This window comes from Chryseobacterium sp. P1-3, assembly GCF_000738495.1.
In the GTDB taxonomy this organism is placed as follows: Bacteria; Bacteroidota; Bacteroidia; order Flavobacteriales; family Weeksellaceae; genus Chryseobacterium; species Chryseobacterium gallinarum.
Map to the genome: position 1 here is coordinate 277,020 of NZ_JPEQ01000002.1, position 19,545 is coordinate 296,564.

General features: G+C 36.8%; 20 protein-coding genes and 2 pseudogenes. 11 read left to right on the forward strand and 11 right to left on the reverse strand.

Annotation, left to right across the window (positions count from 1 at the left end; all coding sequences use genetic code 11):
- Positions 1-334: 334 nt before the first annotated feature.
- Positions 335-736 (forward strand): hypothetical protein, encoded by a 402-nt coding sequence (locus HX13_RS01965; protein WP_238554950.1) that lies wholly within the window; start codon positions 335-337, stop codon positions 734-736.
- A gap of 162 nt (positions 737-898) precedes the next feature.
- Entirely contained in the window at positions 899-1,984 is a 1,086-nt protein-coding gene (locus HX13_RS01970) for a fatty acid desaturase (RefSeq protein WP_050019704.1), read from the forward strand.
- Between the two features lie 20 nt (positions 1,985-2,004).
- Here HX13_RS01970 and HX13_RS01975 read toward each other — a convergent pair whose 3' ends face one another.
- From HX13_RS01975 to HX13_RS01985, 3 genes are all read right to left on the reverse strand, one after another.
- A complete protein-coding gene (locus HX13_RS01975; RefSeq protein ID WP_050019705.1) occupies positions 2,005-3,171 on the reverse strand; it encodes a sensor histidine kinase in 1,167 nt (388 codons plus the stop codon).
- Complete coding sequence (locus HX13_RS01980) at positions 3,155-3,556, reverse strand: hypothetical protein (protein ID WP_050019706.1); 402 nt, start codon at positions 3,554-3,556, stop codon at positions 3,155-3,157. The genes HX13_RS01975 and HX13_RS01980 overlap by 17 nt, the downstream gene beginning before the upstream one ends.
- An 88-nt stretch (positions 3,557-3,644) precedes the next feature.
- Positions 3,645-3,914: a hypothetical protein gene (locus HX13_RS01985; RefSeq protein ID WP_128572155.1), complete on the reverse strand. Its 270-nt coding sequence runs from the start codon at positions 3,912-3,914 to the stop codon at positions 3,645-3,647.
- 272 nt (positions 3,915-4,186) lie between these two features.
- Here HX13_RS01985 and HX13_RS01990 point away from each other — a divergent pair, with 272 nt between their 5' ends.
- Positions 4,187-4,693, forward strand: coding sequence for an outer membrane protein (locus HX13_RS01990; RefSeq protein WP_050019708.1), 507 nt, complete (start codon positions 4,187-4,189; stop codon positions 4,691-4,693).
- Between the two features lie 241 nt (positions 4,694-4,934).
- Here the strand turns inward: HX13_RS01990 and tyrS are convergent, their stop codons facing one another.
- A complete protein-coding gene (gene tyrS, locus HX13_RS01995) occupies positions 4,935-6,230 on the reverse strand; it encodes a tyrosine--tRNA ligase (protein ID WP_050019709.1) in 1,296 nt (431 codons plus the stop codon).
- A 183-nt stretch (positions 6,231-6,413) separates the two neighbouring features.
- Between tyrS and HX13_RS02000 the strand changes: the two are divergent.
- Together HX13_RS02000 and lipA are read left to right on the forward strand one after the other, a co-directional pair.
- A pseudogene (locus tag HX13_RS02000) lies at positions 6,414-6,975 on the forward strand (RNA polymerase sigma factor).
- 175 nt (positions 6,976-7,150) lie between these two features.
- A pseudogene (lipA, locus tag HX13_RS02005) lies at positions 7,151-8,018 on the forward strand (lipoyl synthase).
- 76 nt (positions 8,019-8,094) lie between these two features.
- Here the strand turns inward: lipA and HX13_RS23150 are convergent.
- Together HX13_RS23150 and HX13_RS23155 are read right to left on the reverse strand one after the other, a co-directional pair.
- The gene (locus HX13_RS23150) at positions 8,095-8,604 is read right to left on the reverse strand and encodes a helix-turn-helix domain-containing protein (RefSeq protein WP_238554951.1); all 510 of its coding nucleotides are present in this window, start codon (positions 8,602-8,604) and stop codon (positions 8,095-8,097) included.
- Positions 8,573-8,995: a hypothetical protein gene (locus HX13_RS23155; protein WP_238554952.1), complete on the reverse strand. Its 423-nt coding sequence runs from the start codon at positions 8,993-8,995 to the stop codon at positions 8,573-8,575. Before HX13_RS23155 ends, HX13_RS23150 begins: the two co-directional genes overlap by 32 nt.
- 163 nt (positions 8,996-9,158) lie before the next feature.
- On the opposite strand from HX13_RS23155, the gene HX13_RS02015 reads away from it, so the two are divergent.
- Together HX13_RS02015 and HX13_RS25855 are read left to right on the forward strand one after the other, a co-directional pair.
- Positions 9,159-10,031: an MFS transporter gene (locus tag HX13_RS02015; protein ID WP_316931209.1), complete on the forward strand. Its 873-nt coding sequence runs from the start codon at positions 9,159-9,161 to the stop codon at positions 10,029-10,031.
- A gap of 25 nt (positions 10,032-10,056) precedes the next feature.
- Positions 10,057-10,359 carry a hypothetical protein gene (locus HX13_RS25855; RefSeq protein WP_316931210.1) on the forward strand — a complete coding sequence of 101 codons (303 nt, stop codon included), beginning with the start codon at positions 10,057-10,059 and terminating at the stop codon, positions 10,357-10,359.
- A 116-nt stretch (positions 10,360-10,475) separates the two neighbouring features.
- On the opposite strand, the gene HX13_RS02020 is transcribed toward HX13_RS25855, so the two are convergent.
- The gene (locus tag HX13_RS02020; RefSeq protein WP_316931211.1) at positions 10,476-10,781 is read right to left on the reverse strand and encodes an STAS/SEC14 domain-containing protein; all 306 of its coding nucleotides are present in this window, start codon (positions 10,779-10,781) and stop codon (positions 10,476-10,478) included.
- Between the two features lie 190 nt (positions 10,782-10,971).
- On the opposite strand from HX13_RS02020, the gene HX13_RS02025 reads away from it, so the two are divergent.
- Positions 10,972-12,177, forward strand: a complete 1,206-nt coding sequence (locus HX13_RS02025) for an NAD(P)/FAD-dependent oxidoreductase (protein WP_050019710.1) — start codon at positions 10,972-10,974, stop codon at positions 12,175-12,177.
- 252 nt (positions 12,178-12,429) lie between these two features.
- Here the strand turns inward: HX13_RS02025 and HX13_RS02030 are convergent, their stop codons facing one another.
- The 4 genes from HX13_RS02030 to HX13_RS02040 all read right to left on the reverse strand — a co-directional run bounded on the left by HX13_RS02030 (position 12,430) and on the right by HX13_RS02040 (position 16,282).
- Positions 12,430-13,623, reverse strand: coding sequence for a vWA domain-containing protein (locus HX13_RS02030; protein WP_050019711.1), 1,194 nt, complete (start codon positions 13,621-13,623; stop codon positions 12,430-12,432).
- A 154-nt stretch (positions 13,624-13,777) separates the two neighbouring features.
- Entirely contained in the window at positions 13,778-14,290 is a 513-nt protein-coding gene (locus tag HX13_RS02035) for an SIMPL domain-containing protein (protein ID WP_238554953.1), read from the reverse strand.
- The gene (locus tag HX13_RS23160; protein WP_238554954.1) at positions 14,256-14,453 is read right to left on the reverse strand and encodes an SIMPL domain-containing protein; all 198 of its coding nucleotides are present in this window, start codon (positions 14,451-14,453) and stop codon (positions 14,256-14,258) included. Before HX13_RS23160 ends, HX13_RS02035 begins: the two co-directional genes overlap by 35 nt.
- Positions 14,454-14,632: 179 nt before the next feature.
- Complete coding sequence (locus HX13_RS02040) at positions 14,633-16,282, reverse strand: amidohydrolase family protein (RefSeq protein WP_238554955.1); 1,650 nt, start codon at positions 16,280-16,282, stop codon at positions 14,633-14,635.
- 296 nt (positions 16,283-16,578) lie between these two features.
- Between HX13_RS02040 and HX13_RS02045 the strand changes: the two genes are divergently transcribed.
- The 3 genes from HX13_RS02045 to HX13_RS02055 all read left to right on the forward strand — a co-directional run bounded on the left by HX13_RS02045 (position 16,579) and on the right by HX13_RS02055 (position 19,473).
- On the forward strand, positions 16,579-18,357 hold the full coding sequence (locus HX13_RS02045; RefSeq protein ID WP_238554956.1) for a histidine kinase: 1,779 nt from the start codon (positions 16,579-16,581) through the stop codon (positions 18,355-18,357).
- Positions 18,358-18,424: 67 nt separating this feature from the next.
- Complete coding sequence (locus HX13_RS02050; protein WP_050019713.1) at positions 18,425-19,159, forward strand: LytR/AlgR family response regulator transcription factor; 735 nt, start codon at positions 18,425-18,427, stop codon at positions 19,157-19,159.
- A gap of 71 nt (positions 19,160-19,230) precedes the next feature.
- Positions 19,231-19,473, forward strand: coding sequence for a lipocalin family protein (locus HX13_RS02055; RefSeq protein WP_238554957.1), 243 nt, complete (start codon positions 19,231-19,233; stop codon positions 19,471-19,473).
- Positions 19,474-19,545: the final 72 nt, after the last annotated feature.

Genomic DNA, 19,545 nt, shown 5'->3' on the forward strand with positions numbered 1-19,545 from the left:
GGAGCTGTATTTTTTTATAATGTTTTGCAGGCTGTCTGAATAAGATTTCTCGTCAAGGGGGATGATCTGCTGTGAAGACAGGCTTAAAGACAGCAGTATGCTTAATAGGATCAGGAATCTCTTCATTCTGTATCAGTTCTGTGAAAAAATTTTAACTGCTCAATTTAATTAAAAAAAACAGCATAAAAAATACCTGAATTCCGGTAGAAAAAAAATACAGATTTTTGAGGATTGATTAGGGTTTATGATTCCTATAGCTTTGCACCGACAAGTCACAGTTCATAGAATATTCAATAAAATCACTAAAAATTTAAACAGAAAGTTTATGAGAAAAATGAGAAAGAGTCAGCTACTGAGAGGTATGTTTGTAGTATTGTTGACAACAATGTTTGTCGGGTTTGTGTCATCCTGCAGCAAAGATGATGATAATGGCCCGGCAGGAAAAAGCCATAAGGTAGTTTTTAAAGCCATTGCATCTTCGGGAAGCAATATTGATATGGCGGTGTACGGAATAGATGGAAATCCTACAACAGCAACAAGTCTTAGCGGAACAACCTGGTCAAGTCCTGAAATAACTTCTGAGCCGGGCTCCTATAATGCTAATGTAGCAGTCAACGCAATGGGAGCAAATGCATCTTCTACCTTAAAAGTTCAGATCTGGGTGGATGGAGAACTAAAAAAAGAAGGAACTTCCAGTGGTGAGATTTTATCAGCTTCTGCAAGCTATACATTTTAATATCAGATCATTTTCAGAATAAAACATCGGCGCCGGTATAAATCCCGGCGCCGATGTTTGCTTTAAACCGACGGAAGCCTTAATTATTTTGTGTTATTTATTCATATATATTTATTAATATGATAGTCATAACAATTTAATTTATTTTTAAATAGATATTTATTGAAAAAATTTTTATTTTTATGGAAAAATCACACGGAAGTGAAACATCAGGAAACATCACGGTTGATCAGGAAAGAGATTAATCAATCCTATGAACAGCTTAAAGAAGCATACCCTTTATTAAAAAAGCAGAATGGTATAGGACTGGCGATATTTTTAATTGCTGTTACGGCTATTATGGTGACATCTGTTGGCTGGTACAAGGCTGTTATTCCCACCTGGCTTATGATTGTTGTTAATGCTTTTTTCATGGGAATTCTTCATGAGATTGAGCATGACCTTATCCATTGGCTTTATTTTAAAAAACAAAAACCTGTGCATCATTTGATGCTTTTCAGCGTCTGGATCTTACGTCCATTAACGGTTAATCCCTGGATCAGGCGCACATTACATTACCATCATCATAAATTTTCAGGGACACTGCATGATGTAGAGGAACGTAGTGTCACCAATGGTGAGCGTTGGTCTTTCAAAAGGTTGATCACAACTCCTGATATCGTTCTGGGAGGCCTGTTCCGTCTTCATCGTATGTACCATGATATGGACCGGGAAGTGAAAAACGGTAACCTTAAAATGGAAACTTCTGCCACATTGAAACGGATCACATTTTTAAGCATTATCCCCGTAACCGTTTTTGCCCATGTTATACTGTATCTCTTTTTTGCAGATCAGCTATTGGTTTGGATCAATACAAAATTCATGACAGCTTTCAGTTTTCCGTATTATATCGATAGTATGCTGGATAGCCTCAATGTGGTTATTTATACCATTCTTCTTCCTAACCTGTTGCGCCAGTTTTGTTTGCATTTTATAACCTCCAATATGCACTATTTCGGGGATGTGGAAGAAGGGAATGTCATTGAACAAACACAGGTACTCAATGTCTGGTGGACTTTTCCCATGCAGCTGTTCTGCTTCTTTTTTGGCTGGACGCACAGTATCCATCATTTTGTAGTGAATGAAACCTTTTATGTACGTCATATCGGCCGTAAGAAGGCACAGAATATATTACGGAAATATGGAGTACGTTTCAATGATCTGGGTACCTTCAGGAGAGCCAATCGCTTCCGGGAATATACAGAATAACATTCTTTTGAAGTCCCTTTTTATTCCCCATGTATATTGAGCTCTATATTAATCGTTCTACCCTGACTGTCTGAGCTTACTTCCATTGTTCCTTTCATATAATCCACTCTGTTTTTCAGATTCCGGAGGCCCATACTTTTGTTATTCTGTACTTTGCTATTTTCAAATCCCTTTCCGTTGTCTTCAATGGTGATAAAGAAGTTTTCCTGAGATTGGGAACATTGTAACAAAATATTGGTGGCTTCAGCATGTTTTATGGCATTGGCCAATAGTTCCTGTACAATTCTATAAATATTGAGCTGGGTGTTTAAAGGTAACTCTTTATCAATATCAATAGCCTGGAAGTCAATTTCAAGATCTTTCCTGGTGTAGAACTCACAAAGATCACGCAAAGCGATTTCCAACCCAAAATTGAGCAAAGATTCGGGCATCAGATTTCTGGCAACATGGCGAAGTTCACTTACAGAATTGTCCAGCTGGCCTAAAATTTTATAAAAGTCCCGATGCAGGTCCGGGTTTAGATGAGTGGAAGACCATGTTGATAAATTGATTTTAACACCTGCCAGCATACCTCCAAGGCCATCATGCAGGTCTTTGGCCACCCGTTCACGTTCCCTTTCTTCACCCTCTAAAATAGCTTTTGTGAGGGCAAGCTCTTCCTTTTGTTTAATATCTTTAATTTTTTGCTGAAGATTGATCTCTTTCTGTTCAGATAACTTTTTGTTGTTTCTGTAAATAATAAATAAGAAAATTAAAAGACCTGTGAATGATAACAAAGCAAGGCTTAATACCCACAGATAATAATTTTTCTTATTGACTTCCATTTGTTTCTGATTTTTCTCCGCACTAAGGAATGCTATTTTCTTCTCTTTTTCAGAAGTGTTGAATTTAGTTTCCAGTTTATTGATTTCAAGTTTTACATTCTCGGCATTTAAACTGTCATTTAATTGTGAGTATTTCTTTTCCCATAACAATGCCTCACTTGGATTTCCCATGATTTCGTTAATACCGGATAAATGGCTGTAAATAGTTTTTCTGTTATTGAGATCCTGCCCGAGGGTTTTTTCCTTTAAAATTTCCTCCAGAAGGCTTTTAGCTTCCGCATATCTTTTTGATTTTTTAAAAATATCATACTTGTGAAAATAGAACATCTGCATTTGCAGCCTCTGATTAAATTTTTTTAGCATAAAACAACCCTTTTTCTATAGTTCGTAACGCATCTTCATGTTTTTGCATGCCTATAAAGTATAGCGCTTTATTGTAGTAGTAAAAAGTATTTGAAGAAGAATCGGGATAAGGTAAAACCATGTTTCCGGCTTTGTCTAAAAATTGTTTTCCTGAACTGCATTTTGCCTGATAGCAATAATTACTGTTGGTATTAAGATAAGCATACAATAATTCTGCGGAATGAGGAGCCTCTTTTTCCAGCATAGTAACTGCTTTAGCATTATAAATCTGTGCTTTTTCAAATTCTGCATTATAAGTAAGCATAAGGGCCAGCTGGGTATATAAAAAACCAAGCACTTTACTGTCACCATATTTTTCGGCAACAGGAATGCTTTTTTCAAGCATGGTTTTGATTAAAAACGGATAACCTTCTTTATTTTTTTGTACAACTCCGTAGCTGTACCAGCATAATGCAATATAAAAATCGGATTTTTTATTTTTTATTTTTTGACAGAGCTTCTATAGCTTTCCGGTAAGCTGCTGCTGCCTTTTCTTTGTTGAAATCCTGGTAATACTGTCCCTCATAATAATAGTATTGAGCAGTGGTAAAACTGTCTTTTCCCCCAAGCCTTTTTCCTATCTCCAGATATTTTCTGCTCATCACAGTATCCGTATTCTTGTAGAAATTTGAAAGCAGAAAGTAGGTGTCCGCTTTGGCAACGCTGTTGGCATTATTACTGATACTGATCCGCAGACTGTCCACATATCTTTTTTTCATTGAGCGGAAAGAGACCTTGCGCCTGTAAGGTGAAATGGATGAGGATCAATAAAATGCAGCCAAGTCTCTTCATCAGTTTAATTTCAATATAGGTTAAGTTTTTTTTATTAACTGTGAATATAATTAAAAATGCAAATACCGGAAATACCTAAAAATCAGTAGAAAAAAAAATACATTTTTTTTTAGGATTGTGTTCTATGGAACTGTGAAATAATTTTGTGATATAGAAACAATAAACATAAAAACTTATTTATCGAATGAAAAAGAGAATCTTTATATTGGGTCTGATTTCCCTTTTCGCAAGTATGAATGCACAAAGAATACAGAAAGGGGAAGCTCAGATCAATGTTGGCATAGGAGTGGCAAACGGCTGGGGAACTCCGGTATCTGTTGGAGTAGATTATGCTGTTCATAATGACATTACAGTAGGTATCGAAGGAAGCTATGCAACAAAGAAATATACTGGAGATATCAAAGGATCCTGGTTTGGGGCAGGCCTCAACGGAAATTATCATTTTAACACCTTGCTTAAAATTCCTAACAAGTGGGATGTATATGCGGGAGCTACACTGGCCTATAATTCTTTTTCATACAAATACAACGGATCAGATTATGACTATTTTGACGGGAAGTCTTCAGGAGTAGGCTTTGCGGGACAAGTAGGAGGAAGATACTTTTTTACAAACAACCTTGCATTCCATGTAGAGTTGGGCGGAGGTACTGTAGCATCAGGAGGAAAAGCAGGTCTTACCTACAAATTCTAAAACAAAGAATATCCTGAGGGTAAAGACACACAGTAAACAAAATTATTCTCAATACAATACAGTTTTTTCAGAGCTTTTTATAACAGCCGATAACGATCGTTATAGCTTTTTAAAAAATGATAGCTTTCTCAGGAGCCGTGAATCCTTTCACGGCTTTTTGTGCGTGATATTGCTTTTCTAAAATAAAAAAACTGCCTTTTAAAAAAGCAGTTTTTGTTTTATATAGAGAAGAAAGCTGATCTTATTGAACCTTTACAATAAAATAGCTTTTTTTACCCTTTTGAAGCAGAAGGAATTTACCATCGATAAGATCTGTCTCATTAGCTGTATAAGTATCATTTACTTTTTGCTTGTTGACAGAAATAGCATTTCCCTTAATTTCTCTTTGAGCTTCACTTTTAGACTTTAAAAACCCTGATTTTTCAGAAAGCAGATCAATGATATTGACTCCTAATACATCTGCTCTGGCAATTTCTTTTTGTGGAACGCCATCAAAAACTTCAAGGAAAGTTTCCTCATCCAGGTTAACAAGATCTTCTGCTGTAGAACGGCCGAACAGAATTTCAGAAGCTTTCAGTGCTTTTTCATATTCTTCTCTGCCATGAACCCAAACCGTTACTTCTTCAGCTAGTTTTTTCTGCAGCTTTCTTTCATGCGGAGCCGTTTTATGTTCTTCTATTAAAGTTTCAATTTCCTCTTTCCCCAGGAATGTATAGAATTTAATAAATCTTTCAGCATCCTCATCCGTAGCATTAAGCCAGAACTGGTAAAATTTATAAGGTGAAGTTTTCTTCTTATCCAGCCAGTAGTTTTCCCCGCTTTCAGATTTCCCGAATTTGGAGCCATCTGCTTTTGTAATCAAAGGAACTGTTAATGCAAAAGCTTCTCCTTGAGCTTTTCTACGGATCAATTCTGTTCCTGTAGTAATATTTCCCCACTGGTCAGAACCTCCCATCTGAAGTTTTACATTATTGTTCTGATATAAATGCAGGAAATCATATCCCTGGATCAGCTGATAAGTAAATTCAGTAAAGCTCATTCCATCTGCACCTCCTTCTCCTGAAAACCTTTTTTTTACGGAATCTTTAGCCATCATGTAATTGACGGTGATATTCTTCCCGATATTTTTAGCAAAATCAAGGAAAGAAATATTTTTCATCCAGTCATAATTATTCACTAATTCAGCTTTATTAGGCTCATTACCATCAAAATTCAAAAATTTTGAAAGCTGGTTTTTAAGACAATCAACATAATGTAAAAGGGTTTCTTCATCCAGAAGATTCCTCTCCGCAGATTTTCCTGAAGGATCACCGATCATTCCCGTAGCACCTCCCACCAAAGCAATAGGTTTGTGCCCATGCTGCTGGAAGTGAGCTAAAATCTTGATCTGGATAAGACTTCCGATATGTAAAGAATCGGCTGTAGGATCAAAACCAATATATGCAGTAGTTACCTCTTTATTCAGTTGTTCATCGGTTCCGGGCATCATATCGGCAAACAGACCACGCCATTTTAGTTCTTCTATAAAGGAATTCATTGATTTTTTCTTTAAAATTTTAAGTGGCAAAGATAGTAAATTCATAAGGAAGAGAAAAAGACAAAACTAAAATCGTAAAACAGCAAAACCACAAAATAACAGTACAAAACTCAGTTTAAGCTTTCCCGGTATCTTGTCTTTTTACCTTTGCAATTTACTTTAAATACCCTATATTTGTTATTAATGAACGACGAACAGCTATTTCTGCTCATCCAAAAGGCCAAAGACAAAGATCAGAAAGCCCAGACTAAACTCATTAATATTTTTTGGGTGGATGTTTTCTCTTTTGTGATGAAAAAAGTAAGAGATGAAAATGATGCCGATGAAATTACCGTCAATGTTTTTTCTAAAGTATTGTCCAAGCTGGATATGTTTGATCCGCATTTTCAATTTAAAACCTGGGTTTTAACAATAGCCCAGAATACCGTCATCGATTTCTGGCGGAAAAAAGAACCGTGAAAATGAAGACCCTGTTGAAAATCTCGGTGAAGTAAAAAACCAATATGCAAAATCACCTGAAGAATTGATGATCTCTGATGAAGAACAGAAAAAAATCATCAAAACCATTGAATCATTGGATGCTAATTATCAGGATATCATCAAACTAAGGTTTTTTGAAGAAAAAAGTATCAAAGAAATTGCTGAAGAACTGGGAATTTCAGTGGCTAATACCAAAGTAAGGGTCATGCGTGCAAAGAAAGTGCTTGCAGAACTCCTGAAAAATAATGAATTTGAGGACAACTAGACAAATATTCCATGGTCCTTTTATACAAACAAAATATATAAAGAAGGATAATATATTCTTTTTACCAATAAATTTAGATATTTGATGGCACTGATACCGGATTATAAGTTTCATCAATTTTTCCGGTTGATGGTTTCCATTAAAAAATCCTTAACTTTGAACTTCAATTTTAGAAATGGAAAATTCAGTTCAAGACACTACCGTTCAAAAACCAAAATGGATCCGAGTAAAACTTCCTACCGGAAAGAATTACAGAGAGCTGAGAACCTTGGTTGATAAATATAAATTAAATACCATTTGCCAAAGCGGAAGCTGCCCGAATATGGGAGAATGCTGGGGTGAAGGTACGGCTACCTTTATGATTTTGGGAAATATCTGTACCCGAAGCTGTGGATTCTGTGGCGTGAAAACCGGAAAACCACTTGACGTAAATTGGGATGAACCTGAAAAAGTAGCCCGCTCCATCAAATTAATGAGGATCAAGCATGCAGTTCTTACCTCTGTAGACCGCGATGATCTGAAAGATATGGGATCTATTCTCTGGGGAGAAACTGTGAATGCCGTAAGGAGAATCTCACCCGGAACTACTATGGAAACACTAATTCCGGATTTTCAGGGAATTACCAAACATCTTGACAGGCTGGTAGAAGTAGCACCGGAGGTAATCTCCCATAATATGGAAACGGTAAAAACGTTTGACCAGAGAAGTAAGAATTCAGGCAAAATACGAAAGAAGCCTTGAAGTACTGAGATATTTAAAAGAAGCTGGGCAGAGAAGAACAAAGACAGGAGTAATGCTTGGTCTCGGGGAAACCAGAGATGAGGTTTTCCAGACAATTGAAGATATCAGAAATGCCAATGTGGATGTTATTACCCTTGGGCAATACCTGCAACCTACCAAAAAGCATCTTCCTGTGAAAAAATTCATTACGCCGGAAGAATTTGATGAGTTTGGAGACTTTGCAAGAAGTCTGGGCTTCAGACATGTGGAAAGCTCACCTCTTGTGAGAAGTTCGTACCACGCAGAAAAACATATTCACTAAAAATATAAACCGTTCAGCAATGAGCGGTTTTTTTGTTGCATCCAGATGATTACCAACAGGAGGGATTTTGCTCTCATTACCGGTTACAGGAAGATTCACGGGTGATAAATCCTATCCGTCCGTTAATCTCAATGGCTTTAAAATGCTTTTTCTTAAATTCTGAAGGCGTTTCTCCTGTATGTTGTTTGAAAAGCTTATTAAAATAAGAAAGACTTTCAAACCCGACCTGGAAACAAACTTCTGTAACGGAATAATCCTTCAGCAGAAATATCTTAGCCTGATTAATCCTGTAATTATTCACAAAATCTGTGAAGGTCATATTGGTTTGTTTCTTAAAATACCGGCAAAAAGCAGGAGTACTTAAGCTCACTATTTTTGCAATTTCATTAACGTCCGGTTTTTTATCATAGTTCTCATGAATGTAATCATAGATAGTACCCATTCTGATCTTATCGTTCAGGAACCACTTAACCCTTGTGTCTTCCTGGTTAAGTTCTTTCACTTCGGAAGAATCTGCGAGAATCTGTAAAATTTCAATCAGCCCTACCAGGGATTCAAAAGAATTTTTTTTCTTTAATGAGGGCAAGTTTTTCAATTACAATATGCTTGGTTTCTCCAAAAAATGAGAGACCCAGATAAGATTTTTCCAAAAGCCGTTTAATATTTTCAAATTCGGGTACAGGAAGAATGATATCCTGGAGAAAATTTTCCCGCATTTGTAATACCAGTTGCTTGCATTCAGTTTGTATACCGTAATCGAAATTAAGATGGGGAACGTTGGAACCAATAAGCAGCAGGTCACTTTCCGTAAAGCCGGAAATATCTTTCCCTACATGGCGGATCCCATTTAAAGCTTCCACATAGACCAGTTCTATTTCAGGATGATAATGCCAGAAAAAGCAGTTTTTTAAAGAAGGCGAAAAAATCTTGAAAGATTTCCCTTTTTCAAACTCAATAATTTCTTTCTGGATTTTCATTTTGTTCTCTTTTGATTGTTTAAGGATTTAAAATTAAATAAAAAGGTTAATAAAGAGCAAATATTTATCATTTTAAAAGAAGTGAAATTCAATCTTTCTTTCGATTTTTGCACTTTCATAGTAAAGATGAAATCATTTAATTCAGCTAAAAGACTTAGATACAATGAAGATTGATAAAAGAATAATACCACTGGCAATCGGTGGCTTAGGAATCGGAACGACGGAATTCACCGTAATGGGGTTACTACCTGATATAGCAAAAACATTACAGATTACCATTCCGCAGGCGGGGCATTTAATTTCTGCCTATGCGATGGGAGTGGTCATAGGAGCCCCTATACTTATCGGATATTCAGTGAAATTCCCACCTAAAAAAGTATTGATTGCATTTATGATTTTATTTACTTTATTTAACGGGCTTTCTGCAATTGCTCCTAATTACACCACAATGATGATCATCCGGTTTATGTCCGGGCTCCCTCACGGAGCGTTTTTCGGAGTAGGAACTGTGGTGGCCTCCAAAATGGCAGGAAAAGGGAAGGAAGCGTTTTATATATCCATGATGTTTACCGGTCTCACAGTAGCGAATCTGGCTATGGTCCCTTTGGTGACTTATATCGGACATACCTATCATTGGAGACTGTATTTTGCCATTGTAGCGGTGATTGGAGTTTTGGCTTTATTGTTCTTAAAATTATGGCTTCCGGCGATGGAATCTAACCAGAATACCCATTTCCTGGAAGAACTGAAATTTTTGAAAAATAAGCAATCCTGGCTGGTCCTTGCCATTACAGCAATCGGTTTCGGAGGACTTTTTACATGGTTAAGTTATATTACTCCCCTGATGACCGTCATTTCAGGAGTTCCGGGCAGTCAGATGGCGTATGTCATGGTTCTTGCCGGAGCAGGAATGGTTGTGGGTAATCTTGCAGGAGGTATTGTTTCGGATAAACTGGGGCCGGAGAAAACATGTGTTCTCCTGATTTTCCTGATGATGATTGCTTTAGGCGGTGTATTTTTTTCTTTCCGACCATAAGAATATTGCTTTTGTATTAACGTTTATGTGCGGGGCATTATCAATGTCTATTGCAGCACCCATCAATATTATGATGATGAAAGCAGCACCCAAAAGTGAAATGATGGCGGCTGCTTTTATGCAAGCCGGCTTTAATATTGCTAATGCTATGGGCGCTTTTCTGGGGGGAATTCCTTTAGAATACGGATTACCTTACAATTATCCTTCATTAGTAGGAGTAGGAATGACCTTTATAGGATTTGTAATCAGTGTGAGATATATGTATTTGTATGGAACAGGTACTCCGGATGAAAAGGAAATACAGGAATGTGTTTCATGTGATCAATAAATCTGTGCTTATGGTTTGTATAAATCAGCAAGCGTTGGAAGAAAGCTGTATAATACAATCCACAAGACATAAAAAAAGACTGCATCTGAAAGTGCAGTCTTTTTTGTATCCATAATCTATGCCTCTACCTCATTCCCATTCTTACACCAGTATAGGGCATTGTATAAATTTTCTTTAGGAAAGGATTTGAACTCTCCCGGCATCAGGACACTGAAGATATCTGTGAAATCCTGCACCCCTTCTTTATCTGTGACAATGGCTGTACGATTCCAGTTTGTCAGGTTCTTTAGACCTAAAAGAGCATCTTGAAGCCATGCACCTATGGTGAATTTATCCAGATCAGTATCCAAATACAATAAGTAATTCAGCTCACCAAATTGGTCTACTTTCTCTTTGACACGCGGAATTACCAGTTTTTTCAAAATCTTCTCTCGTTACTTCTCCCGTTGCATTGAATGCTGCAACATTTTCCGGAGCTTCTGGAATAATTGTTATCATAGTAAATATTTTATGGTGGTTTAGTTGTAAGTGCCAACAATAATTACACCATATAATGAAATATAATCGTTAAAATAGTCATAAATATTTCTATTTTTAATGTAAAAAAGTAATATGAATCTGAAATCAAATGAACCTTTCTGGCTTTTAAAAAATGGATTGATAACCTCATATCCCTCGCTGAAAGCTAATGAAGAATGTGAAGTTTTAATTATTGGAGGGGGGATTACCGGAAGCCTTATTGCTCATCAGATGGTGGAAGATGGTTATCATACAATTCTTATTGATAAACGGGAAATCAGCAATGGCAGTACTTCGGCTACCACTTCTATGTTGCAGTACGAAATAGATATTCCTCTTTCTGAGTTGATAGACAAAATAGGAGAGAAAGGTGCTATACGAAGTTATGAAGCCTGCTCCCGGGCTATTGATACAATATCCCAAATATCCCAAAGAATAAAATCAGACGCCGGCTTTACACGGAAAAAATCTTTGTATTTTGCTTCCAAAAAGAAAGATGTACAATGGCTGACTAAAGAATTTGAAGCCAGAAAAAAAGCCGGTTTTAAAGTAAAATGGTTAAGTGCCGAGCAGATTTCAGATCAATTCGGTATTGAAAATACCTATGGTGGAATTCTTTCTGCCCAGGGAGGAAGCATTGATGCATTCAGGTTTGCCCATGAGTTACTCATGTATAATGCTAAAAAAGGATTAAAGATTTTTGATAAGACTGAAATGTTGAAAGTAGAATATCATAAAGGATTTAATATTGCCGTTATGGATAGTGGTTTTCAGATTAAAGCAAAGAAAATAATCTATTGTATAGGATATGAAAGCAAAAATCTGTTGAAAGAAAATTTTGTTAATCTGAAAAGTACTTATGCGATAGTTTCTGAAATAGAAAATGACCCTTCCGGGAATTTAGATAATCTGCTGGTGTGGAATACGGATGACCCTTACCTTTATATGCGAACTACCGATGATGGAAGGCTGCTGGTTGGCGGAGGAGATGAAGATTTTTACGGAGCTGAAAAGAGAGATATTCTATTAGACAAAAAAGAAAAAGAAATCATTAAAGCCCTGAAAAAAATAAAACCGGATTATCATTTCTATACCGATTTTGTATGGGCCGGGACTTTTGGGGAAACCGAAGACGGTCTACCTTATATCGGGGAACATAAAAAATTCAGAAACTCCTACTTTGTATTAGGTTTTGGGGGAAATGGAATTACTTTTTCAGTAACAGGAATGGAAATGTCTTCCTTATTCATGCAAAATAAGAAACATCCCTTGTCCCGGTATTTTAAATTTGGCAGATAATCCTGTTTGATAAATTGCCAAAGCCTATTCTAAATCAATAGAGCGGGCTTTAGCCCGCTTGTTATAAGAATCTGATAATCAATTGTATTCTGCGGAAAATAAATGTTGTAAGTTTGATTCTTGAAATAATCTGCAAATTCGCGGGAATTATTCAATAGCAGCGGGCTTTAGCCCGCTTACCAATAATACATTCTGATTCACCGGCTTTAGCCGAAACCTGAAATCCGTCCTTTGCTATAACCCCTGTTGTTTTTACAGGCTATATCCGTTTTTCTTAGCCAAATCCATAATAGAACTTTCAATCGCTTTCCCCAGATCGTCAGAATCATTTGTTCCTCTTTTTTTCATTTCGGTATCAATATAGGACTGACGTTTCCTGGACAATTCTTCAATTTCTTTCTGAATTTTATCACGTTCTGCAGATTTTAAGGAAATTGTTTTTTTAATTTCTTCCCTGCTTTTGCCCTTCAGCTCATCAGGAAGCTCACTTTCCTTTACGGTGGCTATAAAACCGGCATCTTTTTCGGCTTTGTCCACCAGATCCCAGTGTTCGTTCTTATAGGCATTCTTTTTAGATTTGGAAACCGTTCTTTCTACAAAATTCGAGGCAGATTGTATAGCTGCATTTTTGTCCTGGGCAATCTGTTTAAGTTTATATTCAGAACCATGACTTCCATAATAAATATAGGTGTCGTTCAATTTTGCATTGCATTCTGAAATCCTGATATCATAAGGCGTTTCAATATACATTACTTTTCTGTCACTGTCGATATTGAAATATTTTCCACCCCCTATTACAGCTCCATTCTGCCAGAAACTTTGAATTCCTTCTTCCCGGTTTCCGCAGAAAATAGTGTTGGTATAAATGTTTTTATCTTTTGCCTTTGAAATTACCTCCTTATAATTTATCCTTCCCTGGTTAAAAGGTTCGTTACCGGCAATATAAATAAGCTTCATGCTTTTCTCATTGCCATCCCAGTTGAGATTCGCAGAGGCATCCCGGATTACAGCTCCGCAATATTCACTGCCACCATTGGTCCTCAAAGCAAATAATTTTTCAGATACCAGATCCAGGTCCTGGGTGAGAGGAGTAACCTGCCTGATATAATTTTCATCGCGGATTCCGTCATTTCCATATTCATAAAGGGCAATTTCTACCTGAGGAGCCTGGCCATTATATTTTAAAGTGGTCAGCGTATTAACGATATTCCATAGCCTGGACTTTGCCTGATCAATAAGACCATCCATACTGTTGGAAGTGTCAAGCAGCAGTGCCACTTGAATTTTATTGTCCTTTGCAATGGTATTTACAGGAAACAAAGAAGCTTTTTGTACCGGAATTGTAGTGTTTTTTGTAATGCTTTCTGAGCAACGTATCTCTGAAGAAGTTCCTGTGCTTACTAAAAATGTACTTGCAGCAAGAGTTAAAATTTTTAAAGTTGTCATTGTATTTTTTTTTAGGTTTATTTCTAAAGTAAAATTACCCTTGTTTCAGTCTGAAAATTTAAAGACTTGATGGAGTGGCAGTTTCACTTGGTGAACGTTTTGAGGTTTTAAAAAGGAAAACAGCCCGGGAGGCTGTCTTCTCACATCTGCTTTTTTAAAGGATTTCGTATCTCGTTTTGATACTGTATTTCAGTTTGATATTTTCAATATTGTCAAAAGAATAATCTACCGGTGCGTCCGCCATTTCCATTTGTACATTGCTCATTCTTCCTTTGTAAGCAACGGGCATTACCATATCACTGGTATAATCTTCTATTTCTACAATTTCAATGACACTCCCTGTTTTCTTGCCCATACTTTCCAATAGATAATCAGCTTTTTCCTTTGCGGCTTTCAGAGCATTGATTTTAACTGTTTTTCTGAAATCTGCTATTTTAGTATTATTCACTTCGGAAATGTTCAGGCTGCTTACCCATTTTTGGTTCAAATCCTCAAAAATTTTGCTGATGTTGGATTTTGCATTGGCTTTAAACTGAAAGTTTTTGGTAAACTTTACTGTTTTAGAATAAAGGTTCTGGTACATTGATTTAAATTTGATGTCTTCATTTTTTACACCTGCATTTTTCAAAGTCTCAAATAATTTCTTTTTCGTTGTCTGCCAGATCATTTTTGTTATCTGCTTTTATTCCGATGCTGAAGGTAATTTCATCCGGTTCTACTTCCATTTCGGCGACACCGGTTACTTCAATTGCGTTTTTCTTTACTTCCTGTGCGTTGATAAAACTTCCCAGGGTTAAAACTCCGATCAATAAAAAATGTTTCAATTTCATAATTTCCTGTTTTTAAATTCTGATGTAAAATTACCCAGTTCCGAAACCGGAAATCAGAAGACTTGGTGAAATGGAGTTTTGACTTGGTGGATATTAAAAAAGGCAATCCTGAAAAGAATTGCCCTGGAATTTATTGATCCATCTGCAAAGATGAATAGTTGTTTTTTAATAATTCTGCTTTAATACAGGAAATAAACCTTTGAAATTTTATTATTTTTAAATTCATAAATGGCAGTGGCTTCAACTTTCTGACCAGGCCGCATTCCGGAAACACTTTCTTTATCAATCACAGTGTTAAGGTTTACAATTCTCTGTTTAATTTCACAATGCAGGTCAGGAGCCTTGTTGAAGAGGTTTGTATACGTTTTTCTCATTTGCTCTTTTCCTTTGCTTAGCAATGTGCTGGGAAACGAATAGATCTCAACATCTTCGGCGTAAGGCTCCAGAAAAGCATCAATATTTCTTGCATTGTAAGCATTAACCTGTTGCTGTACCAGGCTTTCGGGAGTCATTTTCAGAATACTGGAAGGATCCTGGGGCTGTCCGTTTTTGAATACCATATCAACCTGTGTAAGATGATCCAGGTCTTCAATAGGATTGGCTTTTAACAGGACAAGATCTGCAATTTTCCCTTTTTCAATACTTCCATATTGAGAATCTTTATTAAGAATTTTTGTAGGATTAATTGTTGCTGACTGTAGGATTTGCCAATTGTTCATTCCGCTTTCCTTCATGGCTTTAAGCTCTTCCAGGAAAGAAGAAGCATGCTGTGTTCCGATATTGCCCGCATCTGTTCCGGCAGCAATAGTCACTCCACCGTCTGACAGCTTTTTAAGATTCACTTTTCTGATAGAATCAACCTTAGAAACGTAAGAGCTTATCTGAGGAGAATTGAACCTTGTTTTGTATTTTTTGATCCAGGTAGAATCAGATGTGGCTTCCAGGTGTTTCAGATCATATATCGAACCAATACTTTTAGAATTGGCGGTTTCCAGTTCGTAGGTATTATAATGTTTTTTTTGCCCGTAGGTATCATAATAGTTTTCCGATACAGTCAAAGTAGGGCATAATATTACTTTTTTAGATTGTAATAGCTTTACAAAATCATCGGAAACCACTTCATCCTCTATATCATGAACCAAATAATCGGCCCCGTTTAATACAGCTGTTTCAGCAGTAAAGCGTTCGGTAGCATGTACCGCCACTTTCAGATTATTTTTATGGGCTTCTTCAATAGCTGCTTTGATGACTGGCTCAAGCTTTTTTGCTTTCTCTTTCTTTTCCTGAGGATTTGCCCCTGATACGATATACCATATCTTGATAAAATCAGGATGGTAGGGAAGTTGTTCCTGCACATATTTCCTGGCTTCTTCAACAGTTAGAGAAAGTTTAAATGGTTCATCTTTACCAAGATTTTTAAATACTTCCGGCTCATAGGTTGTAATAAGGGGACCTGCCATATAAACGGAGGGTAGGTTTTGTTTCTTTTTCAAAGCATCACGAAGTAAAAGAAAATTATAGGTAGCACCGGGATCAATAACAGAAGTTATTCCCGCCCTTAAATAATGTTGAAGAAAATTTTCCATATTTTGATGCCCCCATTTAATCTCCTCTTCATAGGGCACATGCTTCCTGAGATCAAGAGCATCCGGTCTGGTATAGATTCCGCCACTCTGGAAAAAATGAATATGGGAGTCTGTCATTCCCGGGATCAAATACTTTCCTTCCCCGTTGATAATCGTAGAGTTCCGGGGAACTTTCACCTGTTTTCCGGATTTTACAGCTGTAATAATACCATTGGTGATGACAACGGTTTGTGCAGGGATCAATTTTTTTATGGATTACATCTGCAACCGTTACATTTTCGATATACATCTGAGCCTGGATACCGGTGATGCATAAAACAAAAACAGTAATAAAAAGAAATTTTTTCATGGTTTCTATTAAGTGAGGTAAGAAGACAAAGATAATGAAAAGCACTATTGAGATGGATAATAATGTTTTTATACTTGTTTTATAAATAAATCAGTGATGGGATAACTTGGTGAATTCCGGATTCCACTTGGTAAACAATGGAAGAGTATACATAAAGTTTTAGTTACTTTGCAGTAAAGATCTGAAATCCGTGAAATTAGTTTTTAAAATATTCATCATATCAATACTGGCAGCAGGAAATTTTCTTCCTGCCCAGGATAGCACAAGGGTTTCCAAGGTATTAAAATCCGCTTCAAAGCTGAAAAAAGCAGTTGATAAAAATGATAATAAAGGAGTTGCCGATGCCTATGTAAGTATGGCCAATGATTACTATACACAGGGAAATTATGCTAAAAGTGAAGAATTTCTGATCAAAGCCAAGGGGATTTATCAAAACCTCAACGATAAGAAGAATCTGGAATCTGTTACCCGAAGACTGGCTCAGGCCCAGGAAAAACAAAATAAAATAACTCCTGCCATCAGCAATTACAGTATGGCGGCGGAGATGGGATATAGCGCCAAAAGTAAAGCCGTTAATTCCAACGATGTGGCAAGGCTCTCTTCTCCCACATCGGAACAAAGGGCGGAAGCTATTCAGAATAATATTAATCTGAGTAAAAAAGAAAATGAACCGGCCGTTCTGGCGGACAGTTACAGCCAGCTTGCTGAGGTGAATATTCAGCAAAAAGATGTTTCCAAAGCTGAAGAAAACCTGAATAATGCCTATAAAATTTCTAAAAAAGAAGCCCCTCAGCAGGCATTGGAAATTAATCAGAAACTGGCTAATCTCTATATTGAAAATAAAAATTTTGATAAAGCCATTGAAGCCAAAAAAAAAGTACTGAAAGAAGACTTTGTCAAAGAAAACTCTCAGGAAAAGGTCAATCAGATTCAGGAACTGGCAGATATCTACATTAAAAAAAATGATCCGGAAGAAGCAGTAGGATTATTAAAGAATGCCTACGGAATTGCTTTGGAAAAAGGCCATACCCTCGAAGCACAGAAAAGCGTGAAAAAGCTGGATAGCCTGTACGCAATCTCAGGAAATACAGATGCCTCAGTTCAGCTGTACAGGGATTTTCTGGGTAAGTTACCTGATCTCGTTTCTAAAGACAGAAGCCTTGTAGATAACAAAATTCTTGAAGATACAGAACAAAGAATCGCTCAGCTGGAAAAGGAAAAGCAATTGAAAGATGAGCTTATCCGGAAGAAAAATGTTTTTAATTACGGATTAATCGGGGCTTTAATTCTGTTAACAGGCTTGATGGTTATTATTTTCAGAACCCTGAAAAAGGTACGGGTTAAAAATAAAAAAATAGCTTTACAATCGCTGCGTCGGGAGATGAACCCCCATTTTATTTTTAATAGCCTCAACAGTGTCAATCATTTTATAGCAACCAATAATGAATTGGAAGCCAATCAGTATCTGACCAAATTTTCCAAGCTGATGCGCGGTGTGATGGAAAATTCAACCGAAGACTTTATTCCTTTTCAACAGGAACTTGACCTTCTTCAGAATTATCTTGCCCTCGAAAAAACACGTTTTGCCGATAAGTTTGATTATGAAATAAAGGTGGATGAAAGCCTGAATATGCAGAATCTGCAGGTTCCGGGTATGCTTGTACAGCCGTTTTTGGAAAATGCAATCTGGCATGGGCTACGCTACAGGAAAGAAAAAGGACTTCTGAAACTAAATTTTGAAAAAAGTGGACAAAACCTAAAAGTCATCATTGAAGACAACGGAATAGGAATAGAAGAAAGCAAAAAACAGAAAACCCCGCACCAAAAGACAAGGGAAGGAAGAGGAATGAAAAATACGCTGGAAAGAATACAATTGCTGAATGATCTTTATAAAAAAGAAATTAGCTGTTCTGTAAAGGATAAAGAAATGGGCAATGGTGTTTTGGTTACCATTACAATGAACCTATAAAGTACAGGAATGGCAGATTGCATGGTTGGGTAAATATTCCTAATTTGCATCTGCAACCTATTATTCAATGAAAATAAAAGCTGTAATTGTAGACGATGAAGTCATCGCCAGGGAAGTCTTAAGAAGCTACCTTACAAAGTATTGTCCACAGGTGGAGATCCTGGGAGAAGCAGAAAATATCAAAGAAGCTGTACCCCTGATTGCGGAACAACAGCCACAATTGGTTTTCCTCGATGTAGAAATGCCATTCGGGAATGCTTTTGATGTGCTGGAAGCCACCAGGGATTTCTCCTATGAAACGATATTTATTACTGCATTTTCACAATATTCACTACAGGCTTTAAATAAATCTGCCAGTTACTATATTTTGAAACCTATCGATATCCAGGAACTTATTCTGGCTGTTAATAAAGTAATGGAAAGCCTTGAGAAAAAAGAAGAACTTAACCGCAATAAAATACTGCTTGAAAACCTGAAATTAAAACCTGAAAAACAACAGCTTATCCTTCCTACTTTGCAGGGGTTTGATGTAGTGAAAACAGAAGATATTGTCAGGCTTCAGGCAGATGGAAACTTTACTCAGGTTTACCTTACCGACGGCTCAAAGAAGATGGTATGCCGCTTTTTGAAACATTTTGATGATTTACTGGAAAACCCTTTTGTGAGGGTCCATCGTTCCCATATTATCAATGCCAATTTTGTAAAGTCTTATCATAAAAGCGGAACTGTCATGTTGTCTGATGATACGGAGATTGAAGTTTCCGGCAGTTTTAAAGATAACTTTTTGAAAGTATTCTCTTGAATTTATTGTTTCTTAACAGGTTAAAGGCATTATTTTTGACGTTTCAGGATAACCATACAAATATTTCTGTTATGAAAACTTTTCATAAAATTATAGTTCCCGTCTCACTGGGGGCGCTGGGGCTCGTCATCTTTAGTTCATATTCTGTAGGAATTCCCAGAGGAGCGGTAGCTGTAAAGAACTTTGATATCAAAAAATACCTTGGAAAATGGTACGAAATTGCCCGCTTTGATTACCGTTTTGAGAAGAATATGGATAATGTCACAGCCGAATATTCTGAAAATTCCAATGGAAACGGTCCAGGTAAAAAATAAAGGCTATGACTATGTAAAAAAAGTCTGGAATACTTCCATAGGAGAAGCAAAAATTTGTAAAAAGACCCTACG